The sequence below is a fragment of the Pseudoalteromonas sp. SG43-1 genome (assembly GCF_014164415.1).
GTDB classification, from domain to species: domain Bacteria; phylum Pseudomonadota; class Gammaproteobacteria; order Enterobacterales; family Alteromonadaceae; genus Pseudoalteromonas; species Pseudoalteromonas distincta.
In genome coordinates, this window is the sequence record NZ_JACJFD010000003.1 from 96,802 (window position 1) to 109,694 (window position 12,893).

The following is a 12,893-nucleotide window of genomic DNA, read 5'->3' on the forward strand; positions in this document are numbered from 1 at the left end:
TCTTTGTTTAAATTAATCCGCTTGAAATGCAAATGAAAACAATTATAATTTTGGCTTTTCCTCTGTAGGGCTTTTCAATGTCCAAAAATAATTCTCACGTGTTTTTAAATTTGGTATCTCTGGGCAAACGACAACTTCATTGTTTTATTGTGCTTTTTATAATGGCTATGGCAAGCTTTAATGTGTCGGCCTCACCTAATGAGCAAACAAAAATAAAACAAATTGCACAGCTTGCAGAGTATGTAGGTGTAGATTACGTGGCAGCTGTTGGAAATGGTGAAATACTAGACCCCGACGAATATCAAGAAATGACTGAATTTTCGCACGTTATTATTGAGCAAGCTGGACAGCTATCAAGCCAAACCAATGAGTTTGATACAGTAAAGGCACAAGCTAAAACACTGCATACAGCGATTGCCAATAAAGCGAGTGTTGCCGATGTACGTGCAGCAAGCTCAGCGCTTCGTGAGTCGCTGCTTACATTTATGCCACAACTATCGTTACCTACATCGCTGCTTCCGGTTGAGCAAACTAAAGCGCTTTTTGCTACTAACTGCTCAATGTGTCACGGCCCTAGTGGTCAAGGCGACGGTCCGCTTGCAAAAAATTTATCGCCAGAGCCTACCAACTTTACCGACGAAGAGCGCGCAACAAACCGCTCATTAATGGGGTTATTTGACGCTGTAAGTAACGGCATTGACGACACACCTATGGTTGCTTTTACCCAATTTAATGAACAACAACGATGGTCTTTAGCTTTTTATGTAGGTAGCTTGGCATTTAAAGATGTTCAAAAACCACAAAATGTAGAACAAAACATTACCGCTTCGCAGATTGTAAACCTAAACCCTGCACAATTATCGGCAGGTCAAAGTGAGGCACAAGCACATTACGTTAAATGGCTTCGTGGTAATCCAGAGCAATTATTTAGCGCTAACAAAAATCCGATAACAGTTACTCGCACGCAGTTACTTGCAGCGCAAGCTGCGCATGCTAAAGGCAATTACTCACAAGCAAGTGATTTAGCAATTAGCGCATACTTAGATGGCTTTGAGCTTGTTGAAAACAACTTAAATGCCTACGACGAAACACTGCGTAAAAACATCGAAGTACAACTGATGAACCTACGCCAAACATTCAAAAACGAAAAAGATACAGCCGTCGTTGCCGAAAAGGTAAATGCCGCACTAACACAACTCGCTAAAGCAGATAGCATGCTAAACGAAACCAAGCTAACTGATGGCGCTCTACTTTCAGCGAGTTTAATAATATTACTGCGAGAAGGCTTAGAGGCACTCTTAGTTATTATTGCCCTTATGACTGTGCTTATTAAAACGAAACGTCAAGATGCGCTTAAATACGTACATGTTGGCTGGGTAACCGCACTTATTGCCGGTGGCTTAACATGGGCTGCTGCGCAAACATTAATAGAAATAAGTGGTGCAAGTCGCGAAGTTATGGAAGGTGCTGGTGCATTGTTTGCCGCTGTAATCTTACTGTATGTTGGCGTATGGATGCACAGTAAAACAAGTGCGCAACAATGGCAAAAATATATAAAAGACAATATAGATAAGCGTCTTGAGTCGGGAACACTTTGGGGATTAGCGGGGCTTTCTTTTATTGCCGTGTACCGAGAAGTATTCGAAACCGTATTGTTTTATCAGTCTTTATTAACGCAAAGCTCGCCTGCTCAATATTCATCTATTGCATCGGGTTTCGCGATAGCTGTAGCAATACTGGCTATTATTACGTGGGTATTAATTAAGTACTCAATTAAATTACCGGTTGCTAAGTTTTTTGCAATTACCACTTACCTATTATTTGCACTCTCGTTTGTGCTTATGGGCAAAGCCGTTATTGCATTACAAGAGGCCGATATAATAGGTATTGCGTCGCTACCAATGAGCTTTGAAATAGCATGGCTTGGTATTAAGTCAACATGGCAAGGTATTGTAGCTCAGGTATGTGTGTTCGCTATATTTAGCTTTTATATATTTAAAAGCAAAAACCAATAGTAATGCCTATCTGCTTAAGAGTTTAAGCTAATTGGCATAAGCAAAATACATAGTAAAAAGGCCCGCAAGGGCCTTTTTAGTTAATTGCTTATGTATTTAGTAAAATTGGTATTATCAAGCCCATGTATCTAAATGGGGGTTTTCGTCATCATCTACGTTAGACTTTTTTTTACTATTTTGGTCGTCAAGCATATTGAGCTTTTTCTTTTTTTGTAACTCACGCCTTTTTTTATTCTCTAGCTCAACTTTTTCAGCGGCCGATCCACTTTGCACACCCGCAATATGAAAAGCACTTTTTGACTCAACTTCTAGTCTGGTTATTCTTCCTAAATAAGGAATCATGATATCCATACACACTTCCTTAGTTTACTGTTAAATTATCTAAACGCTTGGTTTGGCTAATAAACAAACAAATATATGCAAAAAATGCACTTCCCTTCTTAATATTATCGACAGTTATAAGATATGCTTTAATTAAGCTAAAAAAAACTTGCCATAATATGGCTGTTTATGTTTTTATGAATGCGAAATTTATTTAAACAGATAACAACTGAACGTTACTATAACAACGAGCAGTTAAATAGGATAAAAAATGCGCTTAAACCTGACAACAGTACATCATCACCACCATTCACCGGAATAACCTGTCAGGTCTTTCGCTGAGAGGTTATTCCTAAAAGGAACCTCTGGCGATTCAAAAAACATTGATTCATTTTCGCCCTGAGGTTCCCCTCGGGGTTTTTAGTTTTTAAATTAAAGGAAAATGAATAATGAGTAACACAAATCGTCTACGTATCGCCATCCAAAAAGGCGGCCGCCTATCTAAAGATTGTCAAGATCTGTTAAAACAGTTAGGTGTTAAACTTAACCTTCGTGAACAACGCTTAATTGCACACTCAACTAATATGCCAATTGACGTACTACGTGTGCGTGATGACGATATTCCTGGTTTAGTAATGGACGGTGTATGTGATTTAGGTATTGTTGGCGAAAACGTACTAGTAGAAGTTCAAGCAGAACGTGAACGCCAAGGTGTTCCAAGCGAAGTAAACAAACTTTCAAAACTAGATTTTGGTTACTGTCGTCTTGCACTTGCATGGCCACAAGAGCTAGGCGCTCGCGATAAGAGCTGGTTTGAAGGCAAACGTATTGCAACTACCTACCCAGAAATTTTAACTCAGTGGTTAAAGCGCGAAGGCATCAACGCAAGTACAGTAATGCTTACTGGCTCTGTTGAAGTAGCACCACGTGCAGGTTTATCTGATGCAATTTGTGATTTAGTATCTACTGGCGCAACACTTGAAGCTAACGGCTTAATTCAAGGTGATACAATTTTAGAATCAAACGCATGTTTAATTCAAAATAAAGATCTGCAAGACGCTGACAAACTAGCACTAATCAATAAGCTTATGCCGCGCCTACGTGGTGTTAGACAAGCTAAAGAAAGCAAATACATCATGCTACACGCACCAAAAAACAAACTTGATGAAATTTGTGAAATTTTACCTGGTTCTGGTCAACCGACTCTACTTGCCCTTGCGGGTAATGAAGAATACGTAGCACTGCACATGGTAAGCAGCGAAACATTATTTTGGGAAACAATGGAGCAGTTAAAAGCCCTAGGCGCTAACTCTATTTTAGTTATGCCAATTGAAAAAATGATGGAGTAAGTACCATGCTTCGTTGGAATGAGGAATCTTCACAAGTACAAGCAGCGGCGCTAATGCGCCCTGCAGTTTCTGTAAGCGCAAAGGTTGAAGCAATATGCAAAACTATTTTAGCTAATGTAAAAGAGCAAGGCGATGAGGCCTTACTTAGCATGGCCAAAGAGTTTGATAATAGAGCTAACCCACGTTTGCGCGTACCGCTAGATGAAATTAACGCATCTGAGCAAGCACTGAGTGCTGAGCTTAAATACGCAATTGACACCGCTTATGCAAATGTTAAACGTTTTCACGAAGCGCAGTTGCCAAAAGATATTAAATTATCAACCCAACCAGGCGTTGTATGTGAACTGAAATATCAAGCCATCGAAGCAGTCGGTATTTATGTACCCGGTGGCAGTGCTCCGCTGCCATCGTCGGTTATTATGCAAGGTGTATTAGCACAGTTAAGCGGCGCTAAAACCGTTGTACTAGCTACGCCGGTACAAGGTGATAAAGCAATTAACCCTGCTATTTTATATGCAGCTAAGTTATGTGGCATTACTACTTTGATAGAAAGTGGTGGCGCAGGCGCAATTGCAGCAATGGCTTATGGCACCGAATCAGTTCCTAAAGTAAACAAAATTTTTGGCCCAGGTAATAGCTTCGTAACAATGGCTAAACAGCTCGTTGCGCAAACTATCCCAGGTATGGCAATTGATATGCCAGCAGGTCCGTCTGAAGTATTAGTTATAGCAGATGAGCGTGCAAACCCAGAATTTATAGCCGCCGATTTACTCTCTCAAGCAGAGCACGGTGCAGACTCGCAGGTTATTTTATTATGTAACAGCGAAAGTATTATAGAACAAACTCAGCAGGCACTTACACGCCAGTTAGCTAATTTGAGCCGCAAAGAAACAGCCGAGCAAGCGCTCGCTAATTCTTCACTTATTTTGGTTGATTCTGTTGAGCAAGCATTTGATGTATCGGCGCAATACGGCCCAGAGCATTTAATTTTACAACTAGGCGATGCAACACCTTACCTAGATAAAGTTAAAAATGCAGGCTCAGTATTTGTAGGTGACTACACACCAGAATCTGCAGGCGATTACGCATCGGGTACTAACCACGTGTTACCAACATATGGTTACAGTGCAACTTACTCGAGTTTAAACTTGCTTGATTTTTTCCGTACATACACAGTGCAAACAATTACTAAAAGTGGTTTAACGCAGCTTTCAAAAGCAATTTTACCACTTGCAGATGCAGAAGGCCTTGATGCCCACGCTAATGCGGTTTCAATTCGTTTAGAGGCAATTAAAAATGAGCAATGAGAGCGCACAAGCGTCTAGCTTATTACCTAAGAATATTGCAGCCCTTGCTGCATACAGCTCTGCAAAAAGTGAAAAGCTAACCGGTACTACGTGGCTAAATGCTAACGAAAGCCCGTATGCTAAAAATCTTGAACTGAGTATTGAGGATTTAAATCGCTACCCCGACCCACAACCGCAACTGGTTATTGACAGGTACGCAGCTTATACAGATCTTGAAAGCGAAAATGTATTAATGACGCGCGGCGCAGATGAAGGCATTGAGCTTTTAGTGCGCACATACTGTGAGCCAGCTAAAGATAGTATTGCGCTATTTTTACCAACTTACGGTATGTACAAAGTTACCGCCGATACACACAACGTTAGTATTAACGCGCTTACACAAGAATTATTATTAAGTGGCAGTGTTGATGAAATAGTTGCAGCTGTTGGCAGCTCAAAGCTGGTATTTATTTGTAACCCAAATAATCCAACTGGCAGCTTAACGCCACTTGATAAAGTAAAAGCGATTGCAACAGCACTTATGGGTAAAGCACTGGTTATTGTTGATGAAGCCTATATAGAGTTTTGCCCAGAGCAAAGCGCGACTAAACTTATTAATGAGTTTAGTAATGTAGTGGTTTTGCGTACGCTTTCTAAAGCCTTTGCGCTAGCAGGGCTCAGAACGGGCTTTACGCTTGCACAAGTGAGCGTACTAGCGCCAATTCGTAAAGTCATTGCGCCGTATCCGGTATCAGGTGTTGTAGCAAGTATTGCAGCGCAAGCAATTGCACCCGATGCAATTACATCAATGCGCCGCCAAGTTACTATTTTAAATAGCTTAAAAGCTAAGTTGGTAGATTGGCTAAACGCCTCCCCTGCTGCATTAAAAATTCTCACTGGTGAAGGTAACTTTGTTACTTTAAAATTAGCCGATAAAAACTACTTTAAAATTGCACTTGAGCAAGGTTTGGTTATGCGCGCTTTTACACTATACGGTGAAGACGACTGGCTACGAATTTCAATTGGCAGTGAACAAGAACTTGAACAAGTAAAAATTTGGTTAGATGGCTTACAAACGCCGGCTACCGCAGCATCTTTAGCAGGAAACGAAGTATCATGAGTAACCCCTATTTATTTATAGACCGCGACGGCACTATTATTGAAGAGCCAATTACCGACAAACAGGTAGATAGCCTTGAAAAACTAGCATTTTTACCTGGTGTTATTCCTGCGTTATTACAATTACAAGCCGCAGGTTACCGTTTAGTAATGGTGTCTAACCAAGATGGTTTAGGCACAGATAGCTTTCCTACTGCTGATTTTGACATAGCACAAGACAAAATGATGGACATAATGCAAAGCCAAGGCATTAGCTTTGACGAAGTATTAATTTGCCCACACTTTGATGAGCAAAACTGTGATTGCCGTAAACCTAAAACGGGCTTACTTACCGAGCTTATGCGCTCTGGCAAAGTAGACTTAGCGCGCTCTTTTGTTATTGGCGATCGCCAGACCGATATTGGCCTTGCTCAAAACTTATGTTGTGAAGGTATTTTATACGACGGCGATTGGAGTGCGATAGTGACAAAATTGACTACCGCAAACCGCGAAGGTCGTGTTACACGCAACACTAAAGAAACCCAAATTGATGTAGCCATAAACTTAGATCAAACTAAAAATGGCAGCATAGACACCGGACTTGGCTTTTTTGATCACATGCTTGATCAAATTCGCACCCACGCAAACATTGGTTTAAACATTAAAGCTAAAGGCGATTTACACATAGACGAGCACCACCTTGTTGAAGACATTGGTATTGCTCTTGGTGTCGCACTTAAACAAGCGCTTGGCACTAAATCGCAAATTGCACGCTATGGTTTTGCCCTTCCTATGGACGAGTGTAAAGCTGAAGCACAAATTGATTTATCGGGCCGTGCATCATTTGTATTAAACGCTAACTTTAGCCGCGAAAAAGCAGGCGACTTAGACGTACAAATGGTTGAGCACTTTTTCAAAAGCTTGAGTGATAACGCCGCTATTAGCCTTATTTTATCGGTAAGCGACGGTAACTGTCATCACCAAGTAGAAGGTTTATTTAAAGCGTTTTCACGTGCTCTTCGTATGGCAGTGGCACAAGACACGACCCAACAAACAGCCAGCTCTAAGGGATGTTTATGATTGCCATAATTAATACCGGTTGTGCCAATATAAATTCAGTACGCTTTGCGTTTGAACGCTTAGGGCAAACACCAACAGTAATTACTTCACCAGAGCAATTAGCGGGTTTTGAGCGCGCTATATTGCCAGGTGTAGGCCACGCGTCGGTTGCTATGAAACGCCTAGTAGATAACGGCTGGCAACAAGCTATAAATGAATACCAGCGCCCGCTTATGGGCATTTGTTTAGGTATGCAGTTACTGTGCGAAAGCACCGAAGAAGGTAACGTACAGTGCCTAGGTAAAATACCAGGGCAAGTAAAAGCGCTTGATGTAGGCAATTTAACGTCGCCGCATATGGGTTGGAATAACTTAAGCGTTAACAAAGAGCATGCATTAACTAAAGGGCTAACGCTTGATGAGCAAGTGTATTTTGTTCACAGCTTTGCGCACACCGTAAACGACGCCACACTAGTGAGCGGCGAATATGGTCAAACCTTTTCAGCCATTGTTGCTAAAGACAATTACGCAGGCATGCAATTTCACCCAGAGCGCAGCGCAAAAGTTGGCGCACGTTTATTACAAAATTTTGTTGATTGGCAGTTATAAACTGCCCATTAACTAACAAAAAAGAGATTATTTGTGATTATTCCAGCATTAGACGTATTACAAAATCAAATTGTGCGCTTGTACCAAGGTAAATACGACACAGCACAGTTTTACCCTTTCGAACTTGGTGCACGTTTAAAAGAATACGCCGACAGTGGCGCAGGCAAGTTACACCTTGTTGATTTAGAAGGTGCACGCGATCCAAGTAAAAAACAGTGGAAACATATTCAAGCTGCAACCAAAGCACTTAACGTACCGTACCAAGTGGGCGGCGGTATTCGCTCAGAGCAAGATGTAAGTGATTGGCTAAAAGCCGGTGCAAACCAAGTTGTTATTGGTTCAATGGCAGTAGAAAAACGCGAACAAGTAAAAGCCTGGATTGAGCAATTTGGCGCAGAGCATTTTGTAATTGCTCTTGATGTAAATAAAACAGCCACGGGCTGGGCACCAGCAACGCACGGTTGGTTAAGTGAATCTGAATTTGGTTTACTTGAGCTGGTAGATTTTTATGTAAGCTTAGGTGTTATTGATTTTTTATGCACGGACATCAGTAAAGATGGCACCATGACGGGCCCATCGTTTGAGCTTTACGAAGATTTAACTCACCATAACAGCACAATTAAAGTGCAAGCCTCAGGTGGCGTAAGCTCACTAGATGACATTAAAAAGCTTAAAGAGCTGGGTGTGGGCGGCGTTATTTTAGGTAAATCATTGCTTGATGGCGCATTTAGCGTTGAGGAGGCATTGGCATGTTATCAAAACGCATAATCCCGTGTTTAGACGTTAAAGACGGCCAAGTAGTTAAAGGCGTTAAGTTTAAAGGCCATGAAATTGTTGGCGATATTTTAACAATGGCTAAAGCTTACAGCGAAGCCGGTGCCGATGAACTAGTTTTTTACGAGATCAGCGCAAGCGTTGAAAAACGCCTACTTGATGTAAACTGGGTAGAGAGCATTGCACGTAATATCGATATTCCATTTTGTGTAGCGGGCGGTATTAAATCAGTGGCTGATGCAGCGCGTGTACTTGAGCGCGGTGCTGATAAAATCAGTATTAACAGCCCTGCTATTGCGCGTCCTGAACTTATTAAAGAATTACACGATGAGTTTGGTAAGCAATGTGTTGTTGTAGGTATTGATAGCTTTTTTGATGAAATTACCGGCGAGTATTTAGTGTATCAATTAACCGGCGATCCTAATGCATCAAGCCGTACGCGCTATAAAACACAAGAATGGGTTAAACGCGTACAAGACCTAGGCGCAGGCGAAATTGTATTAAACTGTATGAACCAAGATGGCGTTCGTAACGGTTACGACAACGAGCAACTAAGTAAAATTCGCGAGCTGTGTAACATTCCTTTAATCGCCTCTGGCGGTGCGGGTAGTATGCAAGATTTTGTTGATGTATTTAAACAAAGCAAAGTAGATGGTGCATTAGCTGCCAGCGTTTTTCATAAAAATGTGATTAACATTGGTGAACTAAAACAATTTTTAACAGATAACCAAGTGGCAGCAAGATTATGCAAGTAACACAACAAAACCAAGCTCAGGTCGATTTCGCTAAAAGTGACATGATCCCTGCGATTATTCAAGATGCCCGCTCTGGTGTTATTTTAATGCAAGGCTTTATGAACAGTGAAGCACTCGCTGTTACGCTTGATACCAATAAGGTAACGTTTTACTCGCGTTCAAAATCGCGTTTATGGACTAAAGGCGAGTCATCAGAAAACTACTTAAACGTAGTATCTGTGCATACAGATTGTGACTACGATTCAATTTTAGTACTTGCCAACCCAGAAGGCCCAACGTGTCACTTAGGCACACAAAGCTGTTTTGGTGATGAAGCAAAACCAAGTTTAAGCTTTTTAGCACAGTTAGAAGATGTGATTGTTGCGCGTAAAAATGACGACCCTGAAAAAAGCTACACTGCCTCATTATTTGCAAAAGACTTAAGCCGTAGTTGTCAAAAAGTAGGTGAAGAAGGCGTTGAAGTTGCCCTTGCCGCTATGAAACACGATAACGATGAGCTAACAAACGAATCTGCTGATTTAATTTATCACCTTACAGTATTGCTACAACGCCAAGGCTTAGCCCTTGAAGATGTAGTTAAATGCTTGCAAGGTCGCCATAAATAGCATTAGTTGTAACTAACAAAGAGGCTCATATTTATATGGGCCTTTTTATTTTTACAGTAAATCACGTGTGATATAGTGCGTGGCTAAATTAATCGGTTACTGTGAACTATGAAAAACTATATTATTCCTTCTATTGTCGCGTTTATTTTAGCGGGCTGTACCAGCAAAACTAATCAGACTACAACTACAACAACCACTACTACTACAACGAATCAGTCTGTAAAAACCACAGTAACACCCGATGAATGCAGCACCATAAATAACCTTATAAGCAGTTATGAGTCTGGTTTTAATTCAATCAAAACAGATAAAGTAAATAACCAGTTTACTAATCAATGGCGTACTAGTGCTCATATGATTGGAGCAAACTGTACGGTTACTTTAAATAAGTCAGAGCAAGCAAGCTACCAATGCCAAACACCTGTTAAAACACAAACGCAAACAATAAAGTCTCATCAAAAACTGGCTAAGCAATTACGCCAATGCTTAACCAAAACAGGTTGGTTGGAAAGCCAAAAAGAAACAGCAAGTTCAATTTACAGCACCTTTGTACTTGATACTAAAACCCCAGTCATTACACTCTCTACTAATCAAGAAGGTAACGGGTTTTCTTCTCGCTTTGAAATTGCACCACCACTAGGACTTTAATATGCGCCAATTAAATCAAAACAAAAAACAATCTAAATTTAAAACTGATTGCCTAGGAATATGCGAAAGGCGCAGCGGTTACTGCACCGGTTGTGGGCGTACTAACGAAGAAATTTTTGATTGGATAATATTATCTGAAGATGAAAAAAAAGCGATTTTAGAAACACCACGAGCAGACGCTAACTCATAACAAATAAAGCCCCTAAATGTTAAAAGTAACAGTTAATTGATTAAGTAAAAACTTTTAACTTGTTGTGGCTATTCATTTTAGTTGCGCTAATACAGCTTTCGACTACTTGCTCAAATGAGTTATTAATATCTATATTTATAACATTGGGCTCATCTTCTTTTGGAACTTCTAGCGCTTCAAATTGGCTTTTGAGTAAATCAACAGGCATAAAATGCCCTTTTCTGTCCTGCATACGGCTTTTAACCAGCTCAAAATCACCATAAAGATGTAAAAAGGTAATTCCTGTATTTCCATCACATATTTGTTTTCGGTATTTCTTTTTTAATGCTGAGCAGACTATTACCGCGACTTCATTTTTCTTTTCAATGCTAAATGCAGCATCACGTATTCTTTCTAGCCAAGGCACACGATCAGCATCATTTAAAGGCTGCCCAGATGACATTTTTAATATATTAGCCTTGGGATGTAAGTCGTCTCCGTCGATAAATTTAGCGCCAATGCGCTTTGCTAATGCATCACCCACACTTGACTTTCCTGTGCTTGAAACCCCCATTACAATATAAATACGACCTACATTTGTGTTACTCATGTATTTACCCTCGCCTTAATTTAATAATTAATTATTTTCAATGTATATATTATATTGAGTTACGGGTAACATGTTACGCGTAACAAATACGAAAGTGAAGTTAAACACACACTAAACATCATAATTCACACTGAATATAAGTAGGGAAAAATGTCAGATTTATCATTAATACTAACAGCGGTAGGCTCCATATTTTTATTGCTTTTTTTAGTAATGAAAGTACGACTACATGCTGTCGTCTCTTTGATCCTTGTTTCAATGATTGCAGGATTATTCTCAGGAATGAGCCCTAAAATAATTGCCGCTACAATTCAAAAAGGAATGGCCGGAACACTAGGCTTTGTAGCGGTGGTGGTCGCTTTAGGCGCCATGTTTGGCAAAGTAATGGAAGAAACCGGCGCGCTGGATCGTATTGCCCACACACTTTTACACCGTTTTGGTGAAAAGAACGCTAATTGGGCGCTTACCTTTACGGGCTTTATTTGTGCCCTCCCCCTCTTTTTTGATGTAGCCGTTGTACTTTTAATCGGTATTGTTTTTGCTGTGGTACGAAAAGGCGGTGGCAGCGTTGTTAAAATTGGTATTGGGCTACTTGCTGGGATAGCGTCTTGTCAGGCGTTTCTTATTCCTGCGCCAGGGCCGATTTTGGTTGCCTCTCAATTAGGCGCTGACTATGGTTATATGATTTTATTTGGCCTTATTGCTGCCATACCGGCAATGATTATAGGAGGTCCAATTTGGGGCTCTATTATTTCTAAATCTATTCATGTAGAACTCCCACAGCACGAACAAATTGACGATAACCAAAGAGTTGGTAAAGGGACGCCTAGTTTTGGATTAGCATTAGGTTTAATTGCTCTGCCGTTAATTATGATTAGTTTAAATACTATTGGTAGCCGCTTTGTTGAAAAAGACTCTGATTTATATAATTGGTTAGCCTTTATAGGTCATCCATTTACAGCAATTTTAGTTGCCTGCCTAATGGCATTTTATTTGCTCGGTGCAAGGCGCGGTGTCCCTAATGCTAGAATCATGGAAATTTGTGGTAGTGCCTTACAACCTGCAGGAATTATTATTCTTGTCACTGGTGCTGGTGGGGTATTTAAACAAGTATTAGTTGATTCAGGAGTAGGTACTGCACTGGGTAATTACTTAGCTGGCTCAGGATTACCAATTGTAATACTCGCTTTTGTATTATCAGCCGCTGTGCGGGTTATTCAAGGCTCTGCGACGGTAGCTATGCTTACAGCGTGTGGCTTAATTATTCCAATGCTTCAGCCTTTAGGCCTTGATGGAGCGCAGCTTGCCGCTGTCACTATCGCTATTGGTGGGGGCTCTATTGTGCTCTCCCATGTAAACGACTCAGGATTTTGGTTAGCGAGTCGCTATCTCGGTTTGAGCGAAATGCAAACTCTTAAAACGTGGACGGTAATGGAAACTATTATTGGTACTGTTGGCGCACTTGTCGCTATGATTATTTCTCTGTTTTTGTAAAATTACAGTATGTAGAGTTATCATCACACATATAAAAATTACCTGAGCCTTTTGTTATTTAGGCTCAGGTAATTAGGCACAGGTAATTAGGCACAGGTAATT

Annotated in this window: 14 protein-coding genes; 12 read left to right on the plus strand and 2 right to left on the minus strand. The window is 40.6% G+C overall.

Annotated features, from left to right (window positions below; genetic code table 11):
- The first annotated feature begins 161 nt into the window (after window positions 1-161).
- The gene (locus tag H5159_RS04355) at window positions 162-2,015 is read left to right on the plus strand and encodes a cytochrome c/FTR1 family iron permease (RefSeq protein ID WP_182716667.1); all 1,854 of its coding nucleotides are present in this window, start codon (window positions 162-164) and stop codon (window positions 2,013-2,015) included.
- 114 nt (window positions 2,016-2,129) lie between these two features.
- Here H5159_RS04355 and H5159_RS04360 read toward each other — a convergent pair whose 3' ends face one another.
- Window positions 2,130-2,366, minus strand: coding sequence for a hypothetical protein (locus tag H5159_RS04360; protein WP_002960256.1), 237 nt, complete (start codon window positions 2,364-2,366; stop codon window positions 2,130-2,132).
- Window positions 2,367-2,785: 419 nt separating this feature from the next.
- On the opposite strand from H5159_RS04360, the gene hisG reads away from it, so the two are divergent.
- The 10 genes from hisG (at window position 2,786) to H5159_RS04410 (ending at window position 10,708) form a co-directional block, all read left to right on the plus strand.
- Window positions 2,786-3,685 carry an ATP phosphoribosyltransferase gene (hisG, locus tag H5159_RS04365; protein ID WP_002960257.1) on the plus strand — a complete coding sequence of 300 codons (900 nt, stop codon included), beginning with the start codon at window positions 2,786-2,788 and terminating at the stop codon, window positions 3,683-3,685.
- A gap of 5 nt (window positions 3,686-3,690) precedes the next feature.
- Window positions 3,691-4,992, plus strand: a complete 1,302-nt coding sequence (gene hisD / locus H5159_RS04370; RefSeq protein WP_024597350.1) for a histidinol dehydrogenase — start codon at window positions 3,691-3,693, stop codon at window positions 4,990-4,992.
- Window positions 4,982-6,091, plus strand: coding sequence for a histidinol-phosphate transaminase (gene hisC, locus H5159_RS04375; RefSeq protein WP_182779787.1), 1,110 nt, complete (start codon window positions 4,982-4,984; stop codon window positions 6,089-6,091). Before hisD ends, hisC begins: the two co-directional genes overlap by 11 nt.
- A complete protein-coding gene (gene hisB / locus H5159_RS04380; RefSeq protein ID WP_008138596.1) occupies window positions 6,088-7,149 on the plus strand; it encodes a bifunctional histidinol-phosphatase/imidazoleglycerol-phosphate dehydratase HisB in 1,062 nt (353 codons plus the stop codon). Before hisC ends, hisB begins: the two co-directional genes overlap by 4 nt.
- The gene (hisH, locus tag H5159_RS04385) at window positions 7,146-7,736 is read left to right on the plus strand and encodes an imidazole glycerol phosphate synthase subunit HisH (protein WP_002960265.1); all 591 of its coding nucleotides are present in this window, start codon (window positions 7,146-7,148) and stop codon (window positions 7,734-7,736) included. Before hisB ends, hisH begins: the two co-directional genes overlap by 4 nt.
- 33 nt (window positions 7,737-7,769) lie before the next feature.
- Window positions 7,770-8,504: a 1-(5-phosphoribosyl)-5-[(5-phosphoribosylamino)methylideneamino] imidazole-4-carboxamide isomerase gene (locus H5159_RS04390; RefSeq protein WP_182716643.1), complete on the plus strand. Its 735-nt coding sequence runs from the start codon at window positions 7,770-7,772 to the stop codon at window positions 8,502-8,504.
- Window positions 8,486-9,265, plus strand: coding sequence for an imidazole glycerol phosphate synthase subunit HisF (hisF, locus tag H5159_RS04395; protein ID WP_182779788.1), 780 nt, complete (start codon window positions 8,486-8,488; stop codon window positions 9,263-9,265). Before H5159_RS04390 ends, hisF begins: the two co-directional genes overlap by 19 nt.
- Window positions 9,256-9,870: a bifunctional phosphoribosyl-AMP cyclohydrolase/phosphoribosyl-ATP diphosphatase HisIE gene (gene hisIE / locus H5159_RS04400; RefSeq protein ID WP_007376299.1), complete on the plus strand. Its 615-nt coding sequence runs from the start codon at window positions 9,256-9,258 to the stop codon at window positions 9,868-9,870. The genes hisF and hisIE overlap by 10 nt, the downstream gene beginning before the upstream one ends.
- 108 nt (window positions 9,871-9,978) lie before the next feature.
- On the plus strand, window positions 9,979-10,518 hold the full coding sequence (locus H5159_RS04405; RefSeq protein WP_182736426.1) for a hypothetical protein: 540 nt from the start codon (window positions 9,979-9,981) through the stop codon (window positions 10,516-10,518).
- 1 nt (window position 10,519) lies between these two features.
- Complete coding sequence (locus tag H5159_RS04410) at window positions 10,520-10,708, plus strand: DUF1289 domain-containing protein (protein WP_165723885.1); 189 nt, start codon at window positions 10,520-10,522, stop codon at window positions 10,706-10,708.
- Between the two features lie 40 nt (window positions 10,709-10,748).
- Here the strand turns inward: H5159_RS04410 and H5159_RS04415 are convergent, their stop codons facing one another.
- Window positions 10,749-11,297: a gluconokinase gene (locus H5159_RS04415; RefSeq protein WP_182779789.1), complete on the minus strand. Its 549-nt coding sequence runs from the start codon at window positions 11,295-11,297 to the stop codon at window positions 10,749-10,751.
- 150 nt (window positions 11,298-11,447) lie between these two features.
- Between H5159_RS04415 and gntU the strand changes: the two genes are divergently transcribed.
- Window positions 11,448-12,791, plus strand: a complete 1,344-nt coding sequence (gntU, locus tag H5159_RS04420) for a gluconate transporter (RefSeq protein WP_182779790.1) — start codon at window positions 11,448-11,450, stop codon at window positions 12,789-12,791.
- The last annotated feature ends 102 nt before the right edge of the window (window positions 12,792-12,893 follow it).